The organism is Pseudomonas sp. C9-3, from assembly GCF_032392015.1.
GTDB classification, from domain to species: domain Bacteria; phylum Pseudomonadota; class Gammaproteobacteria; order Pseudomonadales; family Pseudomonadaceae; genus Pseudomonas; species Pseudomonas nitroreducens.
In genome coordinates this window covers 3,098,282-3,120,706 of the sequence record NZ_CP135919.1, presented here as the reverse complement: position 1 = coordinate 3,120,706, position 22,425 = coordinate 3,098,282, and the positions used below count along the sequence as shown (strand labels likewise).

The following is a 22,425-nucleotide window of genomic DNA, read 5'->3' as shown; positions in this document are numbered from 1 at the left end:
CGGGGCTTTTTTGTTTCTGCTGCCCGGTGCGCTGCGCCGGGCGCTGCCGATTCAATGGCGTGTTCCCAGTGCCTCGTCGATGAGGCCGGTCAGCGTCGGAAGGTCGAATGGCTTGTCCAGGAAGCGGCAGGCGGGATAGTCATCGCTCCATGCGTCGCCGGACATGATGATGATCGGAATGGCCGGAAACCGTCGGGCGACCTGCCGCGCCAGTTCGGCGCCATCGATGCTGCCGGGCATGGATATGTCGGTCAGCAGCAGTGCCAGTTGCCCGGGGTTGCCGTTGATCCAGGCGAGCCCGTCGTCGGCATTGCCCAGGACCACGGCCTCGATGCCGTGATCTTCCATGGCCAAGCCGAGCATCCTGGCCAGGTTCGAATCGTCATCAAGAATGAGCACATAGCTGGGGGGAGCGGTGGGTGGGCTTCCGAGCTTGTCCATGCGATCTCTTCCTGCGTGGGTGTGCTGCGGTAGAGGGCCTTGCCGGCAATGCGTTCAGATTACCTGAGCAGAAGGTAAACCCGCCGACCGAAGGCTCTGCGGCGGGGAGTGCGGAGGCCGGCAGCGGTCTCGCCCTCGGCGCAGGTGAAAACTCGACATCGGGGCCGGGCCGGGGCGCTCGCCCTTCGTCCGGCACTGGCTGGAACGCCGCTGAAATCCCCGAGATAGAGCAGTCATCCGCTCTGCCAGCGCTCTGGAACGGAGGGAGTCGTGCAGCGTCGGCAGGTGCCCGAAGGCGCTTCGGTGGGTGGGTACGGCCAGGCTTTGCGTGAGGAAATTTCCTACAAGTTCGCCGGATGGGTTCTACAGGTCGCGTGGCATCCATTCCTGATAATTCAGCCCTCATCTGGCTTTGCCGCCAGACCTCGACCAACAGGCAGGTGATCGCAATCCGCAGATGCGAGCGCCTGCAGGAGGGCCATCAGCATGAAATTCAGAACTCGACTCCTGGGATGCCTGGCAGTGCCGTCCCTGCTGCTGGCGGCAGCACCGGCCATGGCCGCCTGCACCTGGAACGGCAGCGACTGGACGCCCAAGCAGCTCACGCTCACCGGCGGCACCGTGTATGCCCCACGCGATGTGCCGATCGGCACCACGCTGAACAACAACGCACCCATTCGCACGATCAACTTCGGCGATTCTCTGGTTTGCGGCCCGCCGGCCAACTACGGCGCCAACCTGGTCGGCCCGGTAGTGAACGACATTCCAGTGGACGTGCTGCGGGTGCCGGCTAACTCCATCCTGCAGACCAACGTACCCGGCGTCGGCCTGGCGATCTACATGACCGGCTTCGCCACCGGTTGGCAGATGGAGCCGAGCAACCCCAGCCGCTTCATGCCGTTCAATGTCACCTGGAACAACAGCTGGGCGGTGTCCATGCCCTCGGCGATGATGCGCTACATGCTGATCAAGACCGGCGACATCCCGCCGGGCACCCACAGCATCAACCAGCTCGTTGCCCAGGCTTATACCGACCGCGGGCGTATCTTCGACCTGACCTTCACTGCCACCGTGACCGTGGCCGGCTGTTCGATGCCGCAGGCGCCGGGCAACCAGATCAACGTGCCCATGGGGACCTGGGAGAAGCGCGTGTTCAATGGCAAGAACTCCACCACCGATGCCCAGCCGTTCGCCATCACGCTGAACTCGTGCATCGCCGGGAGCGGCTATCCGTCGAACACCAACGGCTACTTCAACGGCAACTACGCCAACATCCAGATCGACAGCGCGAAGACATCCACCGTCCTCGACGCCGCCAATGGCGTGCTCAGCCTGTCCAGCGATTCCACCGCCCAGGGTGTCGCCATCCAGGTGCTTCGCGACAACGGCACGCCGATGAACCTCGGCCAGTCGGTGCGGCTCAACCGGGTGGTCAACGGCACGACCACCGTGCCGCTGAAAGCGCGCTACATCCAGACCGGCGACGGCCCCACGCCGACACCGGGCACCGCCAACGGTTACGCGAGTTTCTCGGTGACCTACCGCTAGAACGGCCTTGCGCATCGACGCCACGGCCCCGGCGACCGCTTTGACCAGCGGTTTCCGGGGCCGTGGCGTTTTTCTTGGCGCGTCGACGAGCAGGGTGTTTCCCAGGGAAATATCCCTGGGAAACGTCCTACAAGCACAGCGAAACGTCCTACATAGACGACCTGCACCCATCCCGATAATGAACCCAGACGAAACGCGCTGACCCCGTAGTCGGGGGCGCTACGTCGATCCTTCTGAAGGCCTGGAGAAGGCTTGCAGATACCTCCTTCATCTATCTGGATGTGATCATGAAAAAGTTTGCTCTCAAAGGTTTGGCTCTCTCCCTGGTTCTGGCTGGCGCTTCGCAGATGGCGATGGCGGCGGACGGCGAAATCAACTTCGTCGGCAGCGTCACCGACAACACCTGCCCGGTCGTGGTCGATGACCTGAACGGTTCCGCCGGCGCCGGCGACGTCTCCCTGGGTTCCGTGCCGGTCACTTCCCTGGCTTCGGCCGGCCAGGTCGCAGGCGGCGGCGCATTCACCCTGACCATCGACACCACCGCGCCGGGCTGCAGCGTTGCCGGCAAGAAAGCCGTGGTCAAGTTCCTCTCCCTCAGCGGCAGCGCCGGCTCCAGCGGCCAGTGGATCGGCCTGACCCCCGAAGCGGGCGTCGCCACCAACGTCGCCGTGCAGATCAAGGACGCCAGCGGCAAGGACCTGCAGATGGGCCTGGAGTCCTCCCCGTACCTGGACCTGACCCAGCCGCTGCGCTTCACCGCCAACTACATCGCCACTGGCGCCGCGACTGCCGGTCCGGCCAACGCCAAGGCGGCGTTCACCGTCGACTACCAGTAATCCCGTCGATGCAACAGCCAGGAGCCTGGGCTCCTGGCTGGCCTTTCCCCCGCAGCGAAGCTGCATGGCCGTGGCGCCAGGAGGATGTTCGAAATGACCTCATTGAAGAAAACCGCGGTTCTGGCCCTGGCACTGGGCAGCGCGCTGCTCAGCGGTATCAGCCAGGCCGGCGTCATGCTCGGCGGTACGCGCATCGTCTTCGACGGCAACAAGCGCGATGCCTCGATCACCGTCAGCAACACCACGCTGCAACCCTATGCGGTGCAGACCTGGATCAACACCGAGGCCGACGACAACAGCACCTCCACCCCCTTCGTGGCGACGCCGCCGCTGTTCCGCCTGGACCCGCGCAAGGAGCAACTGGTGCGCATCCAGAAAGTCCCCGGCGACCTGCCCCAGGACCGCGAGTCGGTGTTCTATTTCAACGCCCAGGAAATCCCGGTGGCCGGCAAGGCCGACGAGAACACCCTGAAGATCGCCATGCGTACCCGCATCAAGCTGTTCTATCGCCCGGCCGGTCTCAAGGGCAATGCGCTGGACGCGCTGCCCCAGCTGCGCTGGAACCTTGCACTGGAGCAGGGCGAGCCGGTGCTGGTGGTCAGCAACCCCTCGGCCTTCCACGTTTCCTTCATCGGCGTGAAGGTCCTCGCCGGCGCCCGCAGCGTCGAGGTCAACGAGCCGAAGATGGTCGCGCCGATGAGCAGCCAGCGCTACCCGCTGCCGGGCTTCACCGGCCTCAGTGGTGAGGTGGTGTTCTCCGCGATCAACGACTTCGGCGGTTACACCGAGCCTTCGAAAGTCGCCGTGACCCGCGCCCAGTAACGCCTTCGTCCTTTCCCCCGCGAACGAGCCCGCGCGCTGCCCCGAGCAGCGTGGCGGCAGCGTATTGAGTATTGCCATGCGAACCGATGCCATGAACCTTGCCCGTCCGTCCGTGCCCTTTGCCCGCCGTCGTCTGCCCGCAGCCGTTTTCGCCGCGCTGATGAGCGGCCTGGTGCAGGCTGCCGAGTCGACCGAGTTCGATTCCAGCTTCATGCAGTCGTTCGGTGGCAGCAGCGCCGGCCCGAACCTCGACCTGGACGCCATCGCCAACAGTGGCAGCATCGGCCCCGGCACCTACCCGGTGGTCATTCGCCTGAACCAGAGCTTCTTCGACCGGCGCGACATGACCTTCGCCAAGGACGAGAAGAGCGGCGAAGTGCGCGCCTGCCTGTCGGAGGCCTTCCTCACGGAACTGGGCGTCAAGCTCGACGCCTTCAAGGCCGCGGGTGAAACGCTGCCTGAGTGCATCGACCTGCCTGGTCTGATCGAAGGCGCGTCGGTGAGCTTCGACGCCAACCGTCTGGCCCTGGACATCAGCGTGCCGCAGGTGGCCATGCGCCGTGACGCCGCCGGCTACGTCGCGCCGAAGGAATGGGATCGCGGCATCAACGCGGCGATGCTCAACTACCAGCTCTCGGCGGCGCAGACCAACTCCGACTACCGCGGCAGCGGCTCGCAGTACAACCTCTACAGCAACGGCGGCTTCAACCTGGGCGACTGGCGCTTTCGCTCCAGCTCGTCGTTCCGCCAGGACGAGGAGGGCACGCGCGAATGGCAGCACAGCAACACCTACGCCCAGCGTGACCTCACCGCGATCAAGGGCACCCTGACCCTGGGCGAGAGCTTCACCCCGGGCGACGTGTTCGACAGCATTCCCTTCCGTGGCGCGCAGATCGCCTCGGACATCGGCATGCTGCCCGACTCGATGCAGGGCTACGCGCCGGTCATCCGCGGCATCGCCGAAACCCAGGCCAAGGTCGAAGTGCTGCAGAACGGCTACTCGCTCTACACCACCTACGTTGCGCCGGGCGCCTTCGAGATCGATGACCTCAACGCCGCCTCGGGCAGCGGCGACCTGGAAATCATCATCACCGAGGCCGACGGCCGCGAGCGCCGCTTCACCCAGCCCTACGCCACCCTGGGCAACATGCTGCGGGAAAAGACCTGGCGCTACAGCCTGACCGCCGGTGAATACAACGCCGCCGATGGCGGCCAGCGCCCGGCATTCGCCCAGGCGACCCTGGCCTACGGCCAGCCGTTCGACCTGACGCTATACGGCGGTGCACTGGGCGCCGACTTCTACCGTGCCGGCGCCCTGGGCGTCGGCAAGAGCCTGGGCAGCCTGGGCGCCGTGTCGCTCGACGTGACCCAGGCGCAGACCGACGTGCCGAAGGAAGTCAGCGGCCGCGCCGAAACGAAAAAGGGCCAGAGCACCGCGCTGCGCTACGGCAAGGCGTTCGAGACCGGAACTTCCGTGCGCTTCGCCGGCTATCGCTACTCCACCGAGGGCTACCGCGACTTCGACGAAGCGGTGCGCCTGCAGGAGCCCAACCAGTACAACGACATTTCCAAGCGCAGCAAGGTCGAGGCCAGCGTCAACCAGATGCTCGGCAGCTATGGCTCGCTCTACCTCAACCTGAGCCAGCAGGACTACTGGGGCACCTCGCACCAGGACAAGCAGATGCAGCTGGGCTTCAACACCCAGTACAAGGGCGTGACCTACGGCCTGTACGCCAGCAAGACGCTGACCGACAACTTCGGCCAGAACAACCAGCTGGTATTCACCGTCTCCATGCCCCTGGGCCGCAGCGGCACCACCGGCAGCTACTCGCTGACACGCAACAACGACGGCAGCCTGGACCACCGCGCCGGCCTCAACGGCCGCGAAGGCGAGATGACCTACAACGTCAATGCCAACCGCTCGGACAACGGCGGCAATAGCGGCTCGGCGCTGGTCGGCTACCGCACGCCCTTCGCCCAGCTGGGCGCGGGCGTCAGTGTCAGCGACAGCACGCGGCAGCTCTCGCTCAGCGCCGCGGGTTCGGTGCTGGCCCACCGCGACGGTGTCGAGTTCGGCCAGACGCTGGGCGAGACCGTGGCGCTGGTGGAGGTCAAGGACACGCCGAACGTGGGCGTGCTCAACGCGCCGGGCACCCTGACCAATGCCGAGGGCTACGCCCTGGTGCCCTACGTCACCCCGTACCGCCGCAACCGCGTGGCGGTGGACACCGGCGAGATGGACACCAGCGTCGATATCGAGGAAGGCGTCACCAATGTCGTGCCGCGCCGTGGTGCGGTGGTCAAGGCGAGTTTCGCCGCCAAGCGTTCGGAGAAGGTGCTGCTCAACCTGCGACTGCAGGACGGCTCCTTGCCGCCGTTCGGCGCGACCGTGTCCGACGACAAGGGCGCCAGCGCCGGTGTGGTCGGTCAGGCCGGGCAGGTCCTGCTGTCGGCGGGCGAGGGCAGCGAATACCGCCTGAAGTGGGGAGAGAAGGCCGCACAGAACTGCTCGATCAGCCTGGACCTCAAGCAGGCCCCGGTGGTCGACGGCTACCGGGTGATGGACGCGGTCTGCCGCCCCTGATGGTGAGTTCCCTTGGCGCAGGCAAGGACGCCCTGCGCACTCGACGGCGTTCGTCTTTCCCGGCTCCCCGCCCGGATAAGACGAACGCTTTTTTTTGCCTGCGCGACAGGGAGAAATCCGAGGGAAAGGTCCTACGAGCCGGGAGGATTGGTCCGACATTTTTAGGGGTTGGTATTTAGCAACATAGCTCCTGTGTCAGACGCATCTGACGTTCAACAGGAGCATTGCCTGCAAGCTTTTCCTACAGCCAGCCACCGCGATCACTGACTTCGAGCGGGCCTGCTGACGGTAGTGGATGGGGGCCGAAGTCTCGCGAGGGATGGGGCGGGCAATGAGCAAGGGACGCAGGGCGACTGGCTCACCTAAACAATTATCCATCGAGATGTATTCAATGAAAAAGTTCGTCGCTGTTACCGCCGCTTCCGTCGTCATGGGCCTGACCACCTTCGCCAACGCCGCCACCCCGGCCAGTGGCAACCCGGGCACCGTTCGCTTCATCGGTGAAATCGTTTCCGGCGCCTGCGGTATCGATGCCAAGTCTCTGGACCAGACCGTTTCCCTGGGCCAGGTTCCGGCCAACAGCTTCAAGGCCGTCGGCGATCGTTCGACCCCGACCAAGTTCGACATCGTCCTGACCGATTGCGACACCACCACCCAGCAGAACGCCCGCTTCACCTTCAGCGGCGTGCAGGACCCGGCCGTACCGGCTCTCTTCGCCACCACCGGCCTGGCCCAGAACGTCGGCATCCGCCTGCAGGCCAGCGCTGGCGAAATGCTGGAAAACGGCAAGGAGCAGGTCGCTCCGGTCGTTCTGCAGGACGGCAACAACACCGTGACCTTCGCTGCCATGTACGAAGCGACTGCCGCGACCGTCACCACCGGTGAAGCCGACTCCGTCGCCAACTTCACCGTCGCTTACAACTGATCCGCCCCTTTCGGCTGGTTGTAAGAAAAAGGGGCGCGAGCCCCTTTTTTCTTGTTTGTCTCTTTCCGGATCAACAGGTGGCTTTCGTGTGTCGTCGCAAACTTCTTCTGTCTTGCGTGCTGATCTCCTGCGCACGCTATTCGGCTGCGGTGGAATTCAACTCGGAATTCCTCAACATCGATGACAACGAGGGCGTCAGCCTGGAGAAGTTCGCCCGCGCCCAGTACACCGAGCCGGGCAGTTACCTGCTGGATATCGCCGTCAACCAGCGCTACTTCGGCACCCGCTCCATCGAATTCCGCCTGAGCGCGGACGGCCAGGGCAGCTTCGCCTGCCTGCCCGAAGACCTGGTGGCCATGTTCGGCCTCAAGCCCGAGCTGCTGAAAACCCTGCCACGCCTGGCGGGCGGGCAGTGCGTCGACCTGGGCGGCATCGACAACGCCACGGTCAAGTACCAGCAGAACCTCGGCCGGCTGACCATCAGCCTGCCCCAGGCTTCGCTCGAATACGACGACCCCAGCTACATCCCGCCGGCGGCCTGGAGCAACGGGCTCGACGGTGCGCTGCTGGATTATCGGGTCATCGCCAACCACCGCGAGACCGACGCTACCGGCGATTCGACGCTGTTGCAGAGCTACGGCACCGCCGGCCTGAACATCGACGCCTGGCGTCTTCGCGCCGACTACCAGGCGCAGCAGGAAAGCGGCAGCCAGGACAGCGGCATGGACAACCAGGGCTTCCAGCTCAACCGCCTGTATGCCTACCGCGCGCTGCCCTCGATCCGCTCCAAACTGTCGGTGGGCGAGGACTACCTGAACTCGGACGTCTTCGACACTTTCGCCCTGCGCGGCGTCAGCCTGAGCAGCGATGACCGCATGCTGCCGCCCAACCTGCGCGGCTATGCGCCGCTGATCAGCGGCCTGGCGCGGACCAACGCGACGGTCACGGTTTCCCAGCAGGGCCGCGTGCTCTACTCGACCACCGTGACGCCGGGTGCCTTCAGCATCCAGGACCTCAACAGCAGCGTGCAGGGCACTCTGGACGTGACGGTGCGCGAGGAGGACGGCAGCGAGCAGACCTTCACCGTCAACACCGCCGCCGTACCTTTCCTCTCCCGCGAGGGCGAGCTGCGCTACAAGGTGTCGGCCGGCCAGCCGCGCCTGACCGGCAACGGCGGCCGGGAGCCGAACTTCGTTGCCTCGGAACTGGCCTACGGCCTGCCCTGGAACATGACCCTGTATGGCGGCCTGCTGGTGGCGCAGGACTACCTGTCCAGCGCCGTGGGCGTGGGCAAGGACCTCGGCGCCTTCGGTGCGCTGTCCGGGGACGTCACCAACTCCCGCGCAACCCTGCCGTGGAACGGCCAGAAGGTGGTGGGCAACTCCTACCGCCTGAACTACTCCAAGCGCTTCGATGCCATCGGCACCGACCTGCGTTTCCTCGGCTACCGCTTCTCCGACCGCACCTTCACCAACTTCTCGCAGTTCGTCGGCGACCCCGATTCCTACTCGCTGAACGCCGGCAAGCAGCGCTACTCGGTGATGCTCGCCAAGCGTTTCTCCTGGCTGTCGACGAGCCTTTCCTACGACCACTCGACCTACTGGGACGTGGCGCCGACCGACCGCTTCGGGCTGTCCCTGGCGCGCAGTTTCGCCGCCGGCAAGGTCAAGAACATCAACGTCAACCTGTCCGCGTACCAGACGAAGAACGCGCAGCACAACGACTCGCAGATCTACCTGGGGGTGAGCATTCCCCTGGGCGGCAGTTCGCTGCTGTCGAGCAACGTGCAGCGTTCGAGTTCCGGCGCTACCTCCACCAGCGTCGGCTTCAGCCAGGACGTTGGCGACGGCCTGAGCTACCAGCTGTATGGCGGCGTGGGCGACAACAAATACGCCAACGCCTACGTCGCCAGACGCGGCTCGACCTACCGGGCCAACGCGTCTGCCACCACCGATGGCAGCACCTACCGCTCGTATACCGGCGAGATCGACAGCTCCCTGGTCGCCACGCGCCATGGCATCGCCGCTCACGGCAACGGCTCCAAGGGCGACACGCGGCTGCTGGTTTCCACCGACGGCGTGCCCGACGTGGCCTTCAGCGGGCAGGCGCGTTCCAACGCGCGCGGCTACGCGGTGATGGACGGCCTGCCGTCGTTCCAGGCCTACGAGGCCCGCGTGAACATGGAACAGCTGCCGCTGGATGTCGACGTGAGCAACCCCGTGCAGCGCCTGGCGCTGACCGAGGGCGCCATCGGCTACGTCAACTTCGCCGCGGGCCGTGGCCGCAACGCCTATGTCGCGCTGACCCAGGCCAACGGCAAAGCGGTGCCTTTCGGCGCCTCGGTACAGGACAAACAGACCCACCGGGAAGTGGGCATCGTGGGGGAAGAAGGTGTGGCCTACCTGCTGGGAGCCAAGGCTGGGGCGGAGCTGGTCGCCCGTTGGGGGGATACCGGCAGTTGCACCCTGGCCGAGCTGCCCACAGAGGCTGCCGTGACCAACGTCGCCAAACCGTTGCCGTGCCGATAGGCAGACGGCCATTCCCGATCACCTTGTCTGGAGAATCCTCCATGTTCCACACCTTCATCCCGCGTCACCCGATCTTCCGCGGCGGCCTGCTGGCCGTCCTGCTGGCTCCGCTGCTGGCCCAGGCCGCGGTGGTTCCGGACCGCACCCGCGTCATCTTCGAGGAAGGCGCGCAGGCGGTCAGCGTCACCCTGACCAACAAGAACCCGCAACTGCCCTTCGTGGTGCAGTCCTGGATCGAGGACGCGCAGGGCAAGAAGATCACCACGCCGTTCATGGTCCTGCCGCCGCTGCAGCGCATCGAGGCCAACGAGCGCAGCGTGCTGCGCATCGTCAAGCTGCCGGAGACGACCCTGCCGGCGAATCGCGAAGCGGTGTTCTACCTCAACGTGCGGGAAATTCCGCCCAAGAGCGAGGCGGTCAACTCCATGCAGATCGCCCTGCAATCGAAGATCAAGCTGTTCTACCGCCCGGCATCGGTGAAGCGCGAACGCGGCCAGGACCTGGCGCGCGGGCTGGAACTGAAGATCGAAGGCAAGCAGCTGCTGGTGAGCAACCCGACGCCGTTCCACATCACCGTGGTCGGCCTGCTCGCGGGGCCGGAGAAGGCCAAGCTGCCGATCGACACCGTGATGATCGATCCCCGTGGCAGCGCACGCTTCTCCCTGAGCCAGACCGGTTTCACCACGCTGCGGGTTTCCAACATGAACGATTTCGGCGGCCAGACCGACACGCTGTTCACCTGCACGGCCAGTGCCTGCAAGGCAGAGAATCCATGAACCGTCGCTGGATCAGGCTGTGCCTGGCCGCGCTGTTGCTGAGCCTGTCGCAGACGTCCTGGGCGATGATCTGCAAGGCGATGGATGGCAGCAATTACCTGAGCGAGTACATCGGCCCGGTCTCGGTGCCGGATACGGTGCCCGACGGCACCATCATCTGGCGCTCGAAGACCCACGTGGTGCCGGCCAAGTGCTGGAAGGTCTACGACATCCACTATGCCGAGGATGATCCGATCTACTTCTACGGCAACCCGGCGGGGCTCGACGCCACCGGCTGGGGCATCGAGTTTGGCCTGGTGTACAAGCAGCAGACTGCCTGGGACGGTGACTGGAGCGCCAACCCGACCCAGGGCGTGAACAGCGGTTTCATCTCGCGCGGCTGCCCTCAGGCGGCAGGCAATGGCGACATGAGCTGCTCGGAAGTGCAGCCGACCATTGCCTTCCAGGTGGTGATCCGCAAGCGCGGCCTGCTGCCGTTGCAGCGGCCCTCGCAGGACACCTATGACGTGTTCCAGTTCGACGGCCTGTACGGCCTCAACGGTGGGCCCAGCAACCCGTTCGGCAACTTCCGTTTCCAGCTCTCGGGCCTGCAGAACATCGTCGGCACCGCCTGCACGGTGGACGTCACCGTGACGCCGGAGCCGGGCACCGTCGACTTCGGTGTGATCCAGAAGACCACCACCGGTTTCTCCCCGCCGCGGCCGAGCAAACCCTTCAGCCTGGCGCTGGAGAAGAAGTGCAGCAGCGCCATCAACATCGGCGCCACCTTCGTCACGGCGAATCAGGACGGCGAGTACACCGTCGTGCCGGCCGGCGACAGCCAGTTCGGCATCCAGGTGCGTGACCGCCACGACAACCTGGTGCCGATCAACGAGCCCTTCCCGCTGGCCAACTTCGCGGCGGATGTGAGCCATATCGACGTACCTTTCAGCGCCACGGTGGTATCGCTGGGCGACCCCAAGGTCGGGCCGTTCGAGGCGATCATGGTGGTGCAGGTGGTCTACTACTGAGATGCAGCAGCGGGGCGGCACTGCCGCCCCGAGCCTCTCAGCCGATCGCCCGCGGCGGGCGTTGCGCCAGCGCCGGCAGGTCGCCCAGGTTCAGCCAGGTCATGCCTTGCCAGTGCAGCACGTCCAGTTCCCGCTCGTTCCAGTGCAGGGTTTCGCGCAAGGGGCGCAGCGTGCCATCCTGCTCGCGCAGACGCGGGATCACCTGCCGGTTGATCCACTGGCGCAGGCTGCGGTTTTCCGGGTGGTAGTAGAAGATCAGCACGGCATACAGGCCGGACTCGCTGACCAGATGCTCCTGATCGAAGCCACCGTGGCTGTTGCGCATCCAGACCCGTTGCAACGGGTCTTCGTCCAGATTGCGCTGTACCCGTTCGGGAACCAGCACGTGGTTGATCAGCCGGGCGAGATCGCCAAGGGCGAACCACGGTTCGTCATCCAGCAGCAACGCGCGCAGCTGGCGCTTGTGGCGGGTGAACAGGCTGGGGATCAGGACTTCGGCATCTGCCGAAATGGCGGGTTCGAACGCGGAAGGTCGGGCATATCCATTACCTCTGTCGGGTCATGAAAAGCCGCTTGTCTTTCGGGAGCGGTTTGGCCGTTGGGTGATCAGGCGTTTCTCAGGCGCCGGGACGACAGCTTGGGAGAAGGGCGGGTAAGCAGCAGTGGCGTTCGTGGGTGGGATCTTGCTGATTGAGACTGCGTGGTTTCGTGTAGGAAGACAGCTGATGGAGTCGGGAGTTGAGAAACCCCAAGCAATTGGCCGGGCTTATTCCCCTTGCGGGTGTTGTATTCGCCCCCTCCCGACAGAGCAGAGATCTTCCTGGCTTTCCCGAACAGTCTGGCTGACTTCATTCCGGCGCCGGGGAACACCCTAGGGGGTAGTTAGGGTAAGCAGCAACGGCGTTGGCGTGTGGGATTCGGCTGATCGGCGTGTCGGCGTTTCGCGGGGGCAAGCCAGAAGCCCATGGCGCGGCGGGCGCCGCACCATGGGCAGTCGGGTCAGCGGCGCGGCGGAACCGCCGAGCTGCCCTGGGAAATGATCACCTCCACACGGCGGTTCATCTGCCGGCTTTCCGCGCTGGCGTTGCTCGCCACCGGGTACTCCTTGCCGTAGCCGGCGCTGATCGTGCGATCCGGCGCCACGCCCAGGCGCTGCAGGGCGAAGGCTACCGACTGCGCGCGGCGCTCGGACAGTTGCTGGTTGTAGTCATCGCCGCCCACCGAATCGGTGAAGCCTTCCACGCGTACGCGGCGTTCCGGGTTGTCGCGCAGGAAGTCCGCCAGCTGCTGCAGGTTGCGCACGCTGCCGGAGCGCAGTTCGGCCTTGCCGGTATCGAACAGCACGTCACCGAAGGTGACCACAGTGCCGCGATCGCTCGGCTTGGCGTTCAGCGCCTGCAGGGCCTTGAGTTGCGCGGTGCGCACGTCCAGGCGCGCGCGGGTGCGCTCGGCGTCCAGGCCCTGTATGCCGGTTTCGGCCTGGCGCAGCAGGATGGTCTGCTCGGCCACGGCGATCTTGCTCGATGCCAGGTAAGCCGCCTGGTCGATGGCCGGGTCCTTGCGGTTCTGGTTCGACAGCGTCTCGGCCTTGGCCAGGGCGCTGAAGGCGTCGCGGGTTTCCAGGGCGGCGAGACGGCTGGCGTCGGGCTGTTTCTGCAGGGTTTCGAACTGGGTGCGCGCGGCCACCAGCGAGGGATTTTCCGGCGTGGCGCTGCAGCCGGCGAGGGCCAGGGCGAGGAGCGACAGGGCGGGAAGGAAGTGTTTCATCGGCATGGTCGGTCTCACGGCTGCTGGGTGGGGGCGGTCTGCGGGGCGTCCGGCGCCTGGAGCATTTCCTGGCGCAGCACCTGGATGCCGTTGCGGCCGGCGGCGAGCGTCTGCTGCGCCTTGCCGGCCTGGGCCTTGCGTTCGGCGAGGACGGCGTCGGCCTCAGCCTGCTGGGCGATCAGGCGCGCCTGTTCGTAGCGCTTCTCGCCCAGGGCGCGCTCCATGCCGAACAGCTTGTCCTGGGCCATCTTCATTTCCACCGGGGCGTACCGGGTGGCGTCCGCGGCAACGGCACGGTTCACCGCGTTGCGCGACAGTTGCACCTGCTCTTCAGGCATCGGCACGCTGGAACAGGCGCTGAGCGAGCCCAGCATCAACACCAGCACGGCACTCATCGAGGCGTATTCGCCCAGAGTCTTTCTGCTCATTTGTCACTCCAAGGTCTTGTCAGAGAGCCGCGTCGTTGCGCGGCGTTCGTGCACGGGCGAGCCCCGCCGGGTGGCGGTGCTCGCGGCACTGGGGAAGGGCCCGCGCCGGCGGGCCGCAATCAGGGATGCAGCGCCAGACTCCGCTCGCGGGGGTACGCCGCCTGCGGATCGACCTGCGCCATGAACGCGCCCAGCTGGGCGAGCTCAAGCGGCCCGGCCAGGCGTGTGGCGACGCCGTCGACGGTCAGTGGGTCGAAGCCTTGCGGCAGGTACTGGCTCTGGTAGATCAGCCCGTTGAGGCTGACCCCGGCCAGCGCCGTGCCGTCGAGCGGCTCGCTGACGATGAGGCGCCCGCTGATGATCAGCACGTTGAAGGGGCGGCCGGTACAGCGCCCGAGAATGCGTGCTTCATCCAGCGACGAGGCCGTGGCGATGCGGTGGTAACCCAGCCGGTTGAGCAGGCGCTCCACCAGCAGTGATTGGGTGTGGCGGCTGTCGGCGATGAGGATGCGCAGTTGCTTGTTGGCCATTGCCGGGTTCCTCAGTGGCTACCCAGGCGGACGCCCGGTTGGCTGCCCGGCGGGATGACGCTGTCGAGCCCTTCCCGGCGCAGCAGCCGGGCCAGCGCATGGCCCATGACCGGTTTGCAGAAGTAGTGCCCCTGGGCGCGCTCGCAGCCCAGGCGCTGCAGGTGGCGCAGCTGGCTCTCGTTCTCCACGCCTTCGGCCACCACTGGCAGCCCCAGGGCACGGCCGAGGGCCAGGGCGCTGGCGAGCACCGAGCTGCGGCGTGGGTCTTCGTCCAGTTCGGTGAGGAAGCGGGCGTCCAGTTTCATTTCGGTGAAGGGCAGTTCGACCAGGCGCTCCAGCGTGGATTGACCGCTGCCGAAATCGTCGATGGCCAGGCCGCAGCCGAGCAGGCGCAGGCGCAGCAGGTTGTCCAGGCTGATCGCCGGCATCTGCAGTGCGCCCGTTTCGGTCAGTTCGAAGGTGATGCGCCGCGGGTCGACGCCCAGGCGCAGCAGGCGGTGGGCGACCTGCGCGGCGAAACCCGGCTGGGCCAGTTGCGCGGGCTCCAGGTTGAAGGCGAGGTGGAAGTGCCGGTCGCCGTAGGCCTGAAGGGCGCACACTGCCTGGTCGATCAGGGTGAAGAGCAGGGCGTCGAGCAGGCCGTTGCGGCGAAGCGCCGGCAGGAAGCGGCCGGGCAGCACGATGTCGTCGTCAGCGCGTTGCCAGCGGGCGAGCACCTCGAAGCCGCTGATGCCGCCGGTGCTGACCGAGATCTTCGGTTGCAGGGCGGCGCGTATCTCGTCGCGGGCCAGGCCGCCGATCACCTCCTGATCGCTGGGGTACTCCCGCAGCGAGGGCAGGGCCGGTGTGTCGATGCCTTGCGCAGCGAAGCCTTCGAGTGCTGTCGTCAGGCGCTCCGCAGTGATCGGGCCGGCGCCCAGGCGCAGTACCTGCAGCCCTTGCAGGCGCAGCAGGCGGGCCAGCGCCGGCCAGGTGCCAGGGGCCAGTTCGCCGATGACGGCGACACCCCGCGCCAGGTGCTCGCACGCGACCGCCTGGAGGAAGTCCAGCCGGGCTGCCGGGTCGACACGCAGATCGCACAGCAACAGATGCACCCCGCCGATTTCGCGCAGTTGGCGCAGTGCCAGCCCGTCGTTGGACATTTCCAGGGTGGTGGCATAGCCGAGCCGCTGCAGCGAGGCAGTGGCAATGGTGCGGTGAAGGCTGGGGTCCTGCAGGTTCAGGGCGGTAAGCGGACGCATGGGCCAGCTCCAGGAGGGAGGGAAGATGGCCGAATTTTGCGGGGCTGGTCGCAGGAGATATCGAGGCAGTTTCCGTTGAGCTTGTAGGACGTTTCCTGCGCCTCGGAGTGCCGTCCAGGCACCGGCGCCACGGCTTACGCCGCAGCGCTGGCCCTCCGGTGGAATGGCTCAAGCCAGTTGAATGCTGAGCTCCTCGGCGAGGTCGTCCAGCGCTTCGCGGACTTCCTCGATGGCGGCGGGTCGCTCGCTGGCTGCCACATCGCCGCGGCAGACTGCCTCCAGCCGCTCGCAGGCTTGCAGCAAGGGCGTGGCCCGCGCCATCCGGGCACCGCCCTTGACCCGATGGGCAAGGTCGGCCAGTTGGTGGGCGTCCGTGTCGTCGGGCAGCCCGGCGAGGCGTTCGCGGTCTTCGTCGATGCTGCGGGCGAGGTCGCCCAGCAGGCCGCGCAGCGCCGCGCTGTCGCCCCGTGTCAGTTGCTGCAGGTAGGGCAGGTCGAAGGTGGCGCTGGCGCTTTGCTGGCGTTGCCGGGGAACGATGCCGGCCAGCTGGCGGCGCACGTCTTCCAGGGTGATCGGCTTGAACAGGCAGTCGTCCATGCCGGCATCCCGGCAGCGCTGGCGCTCTTCGGGCAGGGCGTTGGCGGTGAATCCGAGGATGACGCAGGGCGGCCGGCGCTGTTCCTGCTCCTGCTGGCGGATCGCGCGGGTGAGGTCGTAGCCGTTGAGAATGGGCATGTTGCAGTCGGTGATCACCACGTCGAAGTTGCCCTGGCGCCAGGCGCGCAGCCCGTGGGCGCCGTCCTCGGCGTCACGCACGCTGTGGCCGAGGAAGCCCAGTTGCTGCGCCATCAGCAGGCGGTTGGCGGGGTAGTCGTCGACCACCAGCACGTTGAGGGACGGCCCATTGCTGCTGGGGACTTCCACCATCGGCAGGGGGCCGGACGTGGCGCTTTCCAGGCGTGGAAGATGCAGCTCGATCACCACCCGCGTTCCGCGACCCAGTTCGCTGGAAAGCTCCAGGGTGCCGCCCATCATCTCGCACAGGGTGCGGCTGATCGCCAGGCCGAGGCCGGTGCCGTTGCGCGCGGAGACCTGGTTGTTGCCGGCCTGGGAGAAAGGCTTGAACAGTCGGGGCAGGTCTTCGGCGGCGATGCCCTGGCCGCTGTCGATGATCTCGATGCGGGCGAACAGCTGGTCGCCCTGCGCCTCGGCACGATAGACGACGCGCACCTCGCCCTGCTCGGTGAACTTGATGGCATTGCCGATCAGGTTGGACAGCACCTGGCGGAAGCGTAGCGGGTCGACCTGTACATCCGTCGCCGTGTCGCCCGAGCATTCGAGCTCCAGGCCGATGCGTTTCTGCCGCGCCAGGCCCTCGAAGACGCGCAGGGTGGATTCGCTGAGGCTGCGCAGGTTGGCGCGTTCGGGGTTGAGGCTGAGCTTGCCCGACTCGATGCGGGCGATGTCGAGGATGTCGCCGATCAGGTCGAGCAGGCCGCGTGCGGAGTTGGCGGCGACGTCCAGGGCGAAGCGGTCGATGATGCCCTGGTCGGACTTCTTCTGCGCCAGTTCGAGCATGCCGATGATGGCGTTCATCGGGGTGCGGATTTCGTGGCTCATGGTCGCCAGGAAGGTGGTCTTGGCGCGGTTCGCGCTTTCCGCCGCGTCTCGCGCTTCCTGCTGGGCGTCGAGCAGGCGCTGGCGCTCGCTGATGTTCATCCAGCCGCCGATCATGCCTTCCACCGCGCCGTCGCCGCCGCGATAAGGCAGTACCCAGTGGTAGATGGTCAGCACTTCGCCACCGGGCAGGGTCAGGCGCCGGTCGCCCACGTCGGGTTCGCCGCTGGCCATTACCCGCTCGTAGTTGGCGCCGTATTCGAGTGCTTCGGCGGAGGAGGCCAGTGCACCGTCGGTGACTTTGCGGCCGAGCACGTCTTCCAGGCGCAGGCCGAGCATCTCCAGGTAAATGGAGTTGCAGGACACCAGGCGTCCCTGGCGGTCGCGCACATAGATGGGGTGGGGCGTACCGTCGATCAGCACGCGCATGAACTCCATCTGGTCGCTCAATGCCCGCTCGGCTTCCTCGCGGCGGCGAATCTGCCGGCGCAGCCAGTAGACCCAGGCGAGGGTCAGGCCCAGGGCAACGCCGGCGATGGCGAAGCCCTGGATGATCAGCGTGCCGTAGCGGCTCCAGTAGCTGTCGGCGACCACCACTTCGCCGCGCCAGCGACGGGTGAGCGCCGCCATCTCCGAGGGCGGGATGCTCAGCAGCGCCTTGTCGAGGATGGCCTGCAGCTCCAGTGCGCCGCGCCCCGTGGCGAAGGCGACCTGCGCCGGCGTGCGGCCGACCGTCGAGGTGATGCGCAGCACGCCCTGGTAGTGTCGGCTGATCAGGTAGCGTGCGCCGATCAGCGAGTTCACCGCGGCATCGGTGCGGCCACGGGCGACCATTTCCATCGCCTCGGAGGCGTTGGCGGCGTCGACGATCCTGATGCCGGGGAAATGCCGGGTGAGGTACTCGCGCAGGTAGTTGCCACGGATCAGGGCCAGGGTCTTGCCGTTCAGGTCGTCCAGTGTTGGCGGCTGGTCGCTGTTGTCCCGGCTGACCAGGACGAAGGAGGTGGTGAAGTAGGGGCGGGTGAAGCTCAGTTCGCCCTCGCGCTCCACGCTGGGGGTGAACGCCGCGAGCATGTCCGCCTCGCCGCTGGCGACCCGCGCCACCATGTCCTGTACCGGCCCGGCTCGCGTGACCTTGAAGTGCAGGCCGGTGCGCTGGCTGACTTTCTCCAGCACGTCGGCACTGACGCCGCGCAGGCGTCCCTGGTCGTCGAGGAAGGTGAACGGCAGGAAGTTCTCGTTGATGACGACGCGGACTTCCGGGTGTTGTTCGATCCAGCGCTGCTCGGCGTCGGTCAGTTGCAGCGCGCCGCCGGGGATGTTGATCTCGTCGGCGTCCCAGCGTTGCAGGATGACCATGCGCTCGCGTTCGGGAGTCGCTTCCAGGGCCGCATTGACGATTCGCAGCAGGCGCTCCCGGTCAGGCGCGAGGGCGAAGGCGAACGGCGCGGCGTCGATGCGCGCGAAGTTCACCAGGTGCATGTTGTTCAGGTAGCTGCGGTTGATCAGGTAATTGCTGGCGATGGCATCGCCCAGGTAGACGTCGGCCTGGCCGAAGGCGACGGCGCCCATGGCCGCGAGCGTCGAAGGGTAGAGCTGCAGTTGCGCATCGGGATAGTGCTCGTGGACCGTGTCTTCGGAGAGATAGTGGTAGGCCATCGCCACGCGCAGGTCCTTGAGTTCCGGATCCAGCGCACGGTGATCGCCCAGCCGCGATGCGAGCACGGGTTGGTCGGTCGTGTAGGGGGCGGAGAGCGCCACGCCATCGGCGCTGTCGTATTCGTTGGCGCTGGCCAGGAGGTCGATGCGGTGTTCCTTGAGCGCGTCCAGCGCCTCCTTGCGCTCATCGAAGGCCTGCAGCTCGATGCGCACATTGAGCAGGTCGCCGAGCAGCGCGGCGTAGTCGGCGGTGATGCCCTCGTAGTCGCGGTCGTTGCTCAGGATATCCAGCGGCGGGTATTCGGGGATCGAGATGCCCAGGCGCAGTACGCGCTGCTGGCGCAGCCAGCGCCAGTCGTCCTCGTTGAGCTCGGCCTGGTAGCCGTCTGCTGTCGAACGGCCGAACAGGCGCAGGTCCTGGCCGTGCGCCGTGGGGAAGACGACGGCCAGCAGGCAGCCGACCAGGAGCGGTGTGCGCAGGCGCTGGAGCAGGGAGAGCAATGCCATCGACTCAGACCAGGCCGTTGCGCCGCGCGAGATCGGTGAGGTCGACCAGCGTCTTGACGTTGAGCTTCTCGATCATCCGCGACTTGTAGGTGCTGATGGTCTTGTTGCTGAGCAGCATGGCGTCGCCGATTTCCTTGTTGGTGAAGCCGCGCGCCAGTTGCTGGAGGATCAGCAGCTCGCGATCGGAGAGCAGGGCGATGCGGTCCGATTCACTGGCGTCCATGTCGGTACGCCGCACCGAACTCACCGAGATGCTCGGGAAGTAGGTGTAGCCGTCCATCAGCGCCTTCGCCGCCTTGGCCAGTTCGCTGAGGTCGCCGGTCTTGGAGACGAAGCCGGAGGCGCCGGCCTTCATGCAGCGATGGGAGAAGTACTCGGCGGACTGCGAGGTCAGCACCAGCACCTTGATCGCCGAGGCGGAGCCGTTGAGCCGGCCGATCACTTCCAGGCCATCCAGGCGCGGGATGGCGATGTCCAGGACGATCAGGTTGGGCAACATTTCGCGCGCCATCTGTACCGCATCCGCGCCGTTGTCGGTTTCGCCCACGATGTCGAAACCTTCCTGGCTCAGGACCAGCTTCACGCCGGCACGAATGAAGGGATGGTCATCCACGACCAGTACTCTGGACATTGTCACCTCTTGCACATGCTCGATGGGGGCGCCGGGCGCCGCTCAGGTTCAGGTTAGGCGTTATCGGCCTTTCCTCAATAGGGTTTCAGCCATTCCCGGACGCTCGCGCAGTCCATGGCGGGGGCGTAGTACGGCCCTTGCGCCTGCGGGCAGCCCAGCTCCAGCAGTGCCTCGTGCTGCCGGGCCTTGCTGACGCCGCCGACGACCACCTGCATGTTCAGCGAGCGGGCCAGCGCGAGGGTGCTGGTGACCAGTGCATGACCGGAAGGATTGTCCAGCTCGCGGGCAAACTGGGGCGCGAGCTTCAGCTGCTGGAAGGGCCGCCGACAGAGTAGCTGCAGGGAGGAGAAGCCGGAGCCGAACTGGTCCACGCTCAGGCCGCAGCCCAGCGCGCGCAGGCGGTTGAGTTGTTGCACGGCGATACCGGACAGGTCGAGCAGGCCGTTCTCCCCCAGCTCGAAGATCATCCGCTCCGGCGGCACTGTGTAGTGGTCGAGCTTCTTCAGCAGGCGTTCGACGAACTTCGGGTCGTCCAGCTGGGAGGCCTGCAGGTTGATCGCCAGGCGCAGCGGTGTGCGGCTCGGGCCGAGCTCCGTCAGGCACGCCAGCCCCTGGTCCAGCAGGCGCTCGAACAGTTCGTCGATGAGGTCGTAGGCGACCATCGCCGGGATGAATTCGGCGGCGGGCAGCGCAGCCTTCCCCTCGCGCGCCCAGGCGACGCCCAGTTCCAGCGCTCGTGGCTGGCCGCCGGGCAACTCGATGATCGGTTGCAAGCGCGCCTGGAACTCGCCGGCGGCCAGGGCCCGGCGCACTTCGTTCTCGGCCGGCAGTACGGAGCAGGCGCGAGGCGGGGCAGGGTAGCGGGTGAGAATCCCCTCCAGCTCGTGACCGCGCACGGGCAGGTCCAGGCAGCCGAGAATCGGCAGGCGCCCCACCTGGCTCAGGCGCCGCGCCTGGCGATGCAGTTCGCCGCTGTCGCCCATCAGCACCAGGGCGCCCAGGCGCCCTTCATGCCCGGCCAGCGCCAGGGCTTCCAGTTGCCCGGAGCCCAGCCCGCAAATCCCGATACCGACTCCCGGCGTAGTGCGCAGCAAGGCCAGGGCCATTTCCGCGGAGCCCGCCTGCAGCACCTGGGTGACGCCGAGTACCTCCAGTGCATCGGCGATCTGGCAACGGCGGCGCTCATCGGCTTCGAGGATCAGGACGTTGGGGTAATTCTTCATGGCTCTTCTGCGGCTCCATTCCAGGCCAGGTCATTGTCTGAAGATATTCCCGGGCGATTGCGAGGCTTATTCCTAGTGGCTTGTAGGACGTTTCCTACTGATGGGCCTCGTTCGGAGGCTGGCAGTCATACATGCTGACTGGGGGCGGCTGCCACGCGGTGCCACCCGTGCCGCGCATTCACGGGGTGGCTATCCGGACATGACGGGGCCTTGAGGCGATGGTCCGGACTGCTCGTTTTCGGCATCAAGCGGGCAGCGATGCGCCAGGGCGTAGCGGCGCATTGGCTGTCTCGAAGAGCTGGCTCGATTGAACGGCCCGTTGTCATGCGCGCCCGCATTGTCAGCGCGGTAGGCGACCTGCTTTGATAGCCCATCCTCTCAACCCCGATGGCGGCGAATGGAAACCATGCTCAACGAATCCCCCGTACCCCAGACAGTCGACAGCCCGATCACCCGCAGCGCGATCTTCCTCGTTGCGACGTTGACGCCGGGGAAGGACTGGAGCCCGGTTCGAGCCCTCTGCGAGGACGTGGCGGCGCTGGTGCGCTCGGTCGGCAAGCGCGTGCCGGCGGGCAACCTGTCCTGTGTGGTGGGCTTCGGTTCGGCGGCCTGGGATGCACTGTTCGGCGCCCCGCGTCCGGCGTCCCTGCATGCCTTCCGCCAGATCGGCACAGGCGAGCGGGTCGCCGTCTCCACGCCGGGCGATCTGTTGCTGCACATCCGCGCCGAGCAGATGGACCTCTGTTTCGAGCTGGCGTCGCAACTGGTCGCGCGCCTGGGCGAGGCGGTCACGGTGGTCGATGAAGTCCAGGGCTTCCGCTACTTCGACATGCGCAGCATCATCGGTTTCGTCGACGGCACCGAGAACCCGGAAGGGCGCGAGATTCCGCACTTCACCCTGATCGGCGACGAAGACGCGGCGTTCGCCGGCGGCAGCTACGTCCTGGTGCAGAAGTACCTGCATGACATGGCCGGCTGGAACCAGCTTCCCACTGAAACCCAGGAGCGCATCATCGGCCGCACCAAGCTGGCCGATATCGAACTGGCCGACGACGTCAAGCCGAGCTGCTCGCACAGCTCGCTGACCACCCTGGAGAAGGACGGCCAGGAAGTGAAGATCCTGCGCGACAACATGCCGTTCGGCAGGCCCGGAGCAGGGGAGTTCGGCACCTACTTCATAGGCTACGCCCGCTCGCCGGCACCGGTGGAGGAAATGCTGGAGAACATGTTCATCGGCCGCCCGGCCGGCAACTACGATCGCCTGCTGGACTACAGCAAGGCGGTGACGGGCAGCCTGTTCTTCGTGCCCTCGGCCGACCTGCTCGAAGCGCTGGCAGACAGGGCGCCCTGAG

General features: G+C 66.3%; 18 protein-coding genes. 9 read left to right on the top strand and 9 right to left on the bottom strand.

From position 1 onward, the window contains the following. Nucleotides 1–51: 51 nt before the first annotated feature. Nucleotides 52–441: a response regulator gene (locus RS899_RS13910; protein WP_054908588.1), complete on the bottom strand. Its 390-nt coding sequence runs from the start codon at nucleotides 439–441 to the stop codon at nucleotides 52–54. A 486-nt stretch (nucleotides 442–927) separates the two neighbouring features. Between RS899_RS13910 and RS899_RS13905 the strand changes: the two genes are divergently transcribed. The 8 genes from RS899_RS13905 (at nucleotide 928) to RS899_RS13870 (ending at nucleotide 11,470) form a co-directional block, all read left to right on the top strand. Next, nucleotides 928–1,989: a fimbrial protein gene (locus tag RS899_RS13905; RefSeq protein WP_315810253.1), complete on the top strand. Its 1,062-nt coding sequence runs from the start codon at nucleotides 928–930 to the stop codon at nucleotides 1,987–1,989. A gap of 287 nt (nucleotides 1,990–2,276) precedes the next feature. After that, nucleotides 2,277–2,825, top strand: a complete 549-nt coding sequence (locus RS899_RS13900; protein WP_315810252.1) for a fimbrial protein — start codon at nucleotides 2,277–2,279, stop codon at nucleotides 2,823–2,825. A gap of 93 nt (nucleotides 2,826–2,918) precedes the next feature. Continuing rightward, nucleotides 2,919–3,647, top strand: coding sequence for a fimbrial biogenesis chaperone (locus RS899_RS13895; protein WP_256546893.1), 729 nt, complete (start codon nucleotides 2,919–2,921; stop codon nucleotides 3,645–3,647). A 76-nt stretch (nucleotides 3,648–3,723) separates the two neighbouring features. Further along, entirely contained in the window at nucleotides 3,724–6,231 is a 2,508-nt protein-coding gene (locus RS899_RS13890; RefSeq protein ID WP_315810251.1) for a fimbria/pilus outer membrane usher protein, read from the top strand. A gap of 391 nt (nucleotides 6,232–6,622) precedes the next feature. Next, nucleotides 6,623–7,156: a fimbrial protein gene (locus RS899_RS13885; RefSeq protein WP_054908874.1), complete on the top strand. Its 534-nt coding sequence runs from the start codon at nucleotides 6,623–6,625 to the stop codon at nucleotides 7,154–7,156. A gap of 86 nt (nucleotides 7,157–7,242) precedes the next feature. After that, a complete protein-coding gene (locus tag RS899_RS13880) occupies nucleotides 7,243–9,684 on the top strand; it encodes a fimbria/pilus outer membrane usher protein (protein ID WP_315810250.1) in 2,442 nt (813 codons plus the stop codon). Between the two features lie 41 nt (nucleotides 9,685–9,725). Continuing rightward, the gene (locus tag RS899_RS13875; RefSeq protein ID WP_315810249.1) at nucleotides 9,726–10,460 is read left to right on the top strand and encodes a molecular chaperone; all 735 of its coding nucleotides are present in this window, start codon (nucleotides 9,726–9,728) and stop codon (nucleotides 10,458–10,460) included. After that, nucleotides 10,457–11,470: a fimbrial protein gene (locus RS899_RS13870; protein WP_315810248.1), complete on the top strand. Its 1,014-nt coding sequence runs from the start codon at nucleotides 10,457–10,459 to the stop codon at nucleotides 11,468–11,470. The genes RS899_RS13875 and RS899_RS13870 overlap by 4 nt, the downstream gene beginning before the upstream one ends. Nucleotides 11,471–11,507: 37 nt before the next feature. Here the strand turns inward: RS899_RS13870 and RS899_RS13865 are convergent, their stop codons facing one another. The 8 genes from RS899_RS13865 to RS899_RS13830 form a co-directional block, all read right to left on the bottom strand. After that, entirely contained in the window at nucleotides 11,508–11,915 is a 408-nt protein-coding gene (locus RS899_RS13865) for a BRO-N domain-containing protein (protein ID WP_315810247.1), read from the bottom strand. A gap of 554 nt (nucleotides 11,916–12,469) precedes the next feature. Beyond that, on the bottom strand, nucleotides 12,470–13,243 hold the full coding sequence (locus tag RS899_RS13860) for an OmpA family protein (RefSeq protein WP_409978064.1): 774 nt from the start codon (nucleotides 13,241–13,243) through the stop codon (nucleotides 12,470–12,472). Between the two features lie 8 nt (nucleotides 13,244–13,251). Beyond that, on the bottom strand, nucleotides 13,252–13,665 hold the full coding sequence (locus RS899_RS13855; RefSeq protein WP_054908879.1) for a DUF4398 domain-containing protein: 414 nt from the start codon (nucleotides 13,663–13,665) through the stop codon (nucleotides 13,252–13,254). 119 nt (nucleotides 13,666–13,784) lie between these two features. After that, entirely contained in the window at nucleotides 13,785–14,195 is a 411-nt protein-coding gene (locus tag RS899_RS13850) for a hypothetical protein (protein ID WP_315810246.1), read from the bottom strand. A gap of 11 nt (nucleotides 14,196–14,206) precedes the next feature. Next, a complete protein-coding gene (locus RS899_RS13845; protein WP_315810245.1) occupies nucleotides 14,207–15,436 on the bottom strand; it encodes an EAL domain-containing response regulator in 1,230 nt (409 codons plus the stop codon). A 168-nt stretch (nucleotides 15,437–15,604) separates the two neighbouring features. Next, the gene (locus RS899_RS13840) at nucleotides 15,605–19,219 is read right to left on the bottom strand and encodes a transporter substrate-binding domain-containing protein (RefSeq protein ID WP_315810244.1); all 3,615 of its coding nucleotides are present in this window, start codon (nucleotides 19,217–19,219) and stop codon (nucleotides 15,605–15,607) included. A 4-nt stretch (nucleotides 19,220–19,223) separates the two neighbouring features. Further along, on the bottom strand, nucleotides 19,224–19,850 hold the full coding sequence (locus RS899_RS13835; protein WP_054908882.1) for a response regulator transcription factor: 627 nt from the start codon (nucleotides 19,848–19,850) through the stop codon (nucleotides 19,224–19,226). 74 nt (nucleotides 19,851–19,924) lie between these two features. Continuing rightward, the gene (locus RS899_RS13830; protein WP_315810243.1) at nucleotides 19,925–21,073 is read right to left on the bottom strand and encodes an EAL domain-containing protein; all 1,149 of its coding nucleotides are present in this window, start codon (nucleotides 21,071–21,073) and stop codon (nucleotides 19,925–19,927) included. Between the two features lie 406 nt (nucleotides 21,074–21,479). Between RS899_RS13830 and RS899_RS13825 the strand changes: the two genes are divergently transcribed. Then, nucleotides 21,480–22,424 (top strand): Dyp-type peroxidase, encoded by a 945-nt coding sequence (locus RS899_RS13825; protein WP_315810242.1) that lies wholly within the window; start codon nucleotides 21,480–21,482, stop codon nucleotides 22,422–22,424. The last annotated feature ends 1 nt before the right edge of the window (nucleotide 22,425 follow it).

Excerpts from the sequence above, each read along its gene's own strand:
- RS899_RS13900 (WP_315810252.1), top strand. The coding sequence starts at position 2,277 with ATGAAAAAGTTTGCTCTCAAAGGTTTGGCTCTCTCCCTGGTTCTGGCT.
- RS899_RS13840 (WP_315810244.1), bottom strand. The coding sequence starts at position 19,219 with ATGGCATTGCTCTCCCTGCTCCAGCGCCTGCGCACACCGCTCCTGGTC.
- RS899_RS13830 (WP_315810243.1), bottom strand. The coding sequence starts at position 21,073 with ATGAAGAATTACCCCAACGTCCTGATCCTCGAAGCCGATGAGCGCCGC.
- RS899_RS13885 (WP_054908874.1), top strand. The coding sequence starts at position 6,623 with ATGAAAAAGTTCGTCGCTGTTACCGCCGCTTCCGTCGTCATGGGCCTG.
- RS899_RS13860 (WP_409978064.1), bottom strand. The coding sequence starts at position 13,243 with ATGCCGATGAAACACTTCCTTCCCGCCCTGTCGCTCCTCGCCCTGGCC.
- RS899_RS13890 (WP_315810251.1), top strand. The coding sequence starts at position 3,724 with ATGCGAACCGATGCCATGAACCTTGCCCGTCCGTCCGTGCCCTTTGCC.
- RS899_RS13825 (WP_315810242.1), top strand. The coding sequence starts at position 21,480 with ATGCTCAACGAATCCCCCGTACCCCAGACAGTCGACAGCCCGATCACC.
- RS899_RS13875 (WP_315810249.1), top strand. The coding sequence starts at position 9,726 with ATGTTCCACACCTTCATCCCGCGTCACCCGATCTTCCGCGGCGGCCTG.
- RS899_RS13835 (WP_054908882.1), bottom strand. The coding sequence starts at position 19,850 with ATGTCCAGAGTACTGGTCGTGGATGACCATCCCTTCATTCGTGCCGGC.
- RS899_RS13895 (WP_256546893.1), top strand. The coding sequence starts at position 2,919 with ATGACCTCATTGAAGAAAACCGCGGTTCTGGCCCTGGCACTGGGCAGC.
- RS899_RS13910 (WP_054908588.1), bottom strand. The coding sequence starts at position 441 with ATGGACAAGCTCGGAAGCCCACCCACCGCTCCCCCCAGCTATGTGCTC.
- RS899_RS13855 (WP_054908879.1), bottom strand. The coding sequence starts at position 13,665 with ATGAGCAGAAAGACTCTGGGCGAATACGCCTCGATGAGTGCCGTGCTG.
- RS899_RS13905 (WP_315810253.1), top strand. The coding sequence starts at position 928 with ATGAAATTCAGAACTCGACTCCTGGGATGCCTGGCAGTGCCGTCCCTG.
- RS899_RS13845 (WP_315810245.1), bottom strand. The coding sequence starts at position 15,436 with ATGCGTCCGCTTACCGCCCTGAACCTGCAGGACCCCAGCCTTCACCGC.
- RS899_RS13850 (WP_315810246.1), bottom strand. The coding sequence starts at position 14,195 with ATGGCCAACAAGCAACTGCGCATCCTCATCGCCGACAGCCGCCACACC.
- RS899_RS13870 (WP_315810248.1), top strand. The coding sequence starts at position 10,457 with ATGAACCGTCGCTGGATCAGGCTGTGCCTGGCCGCGCTGTTGCTGAGC.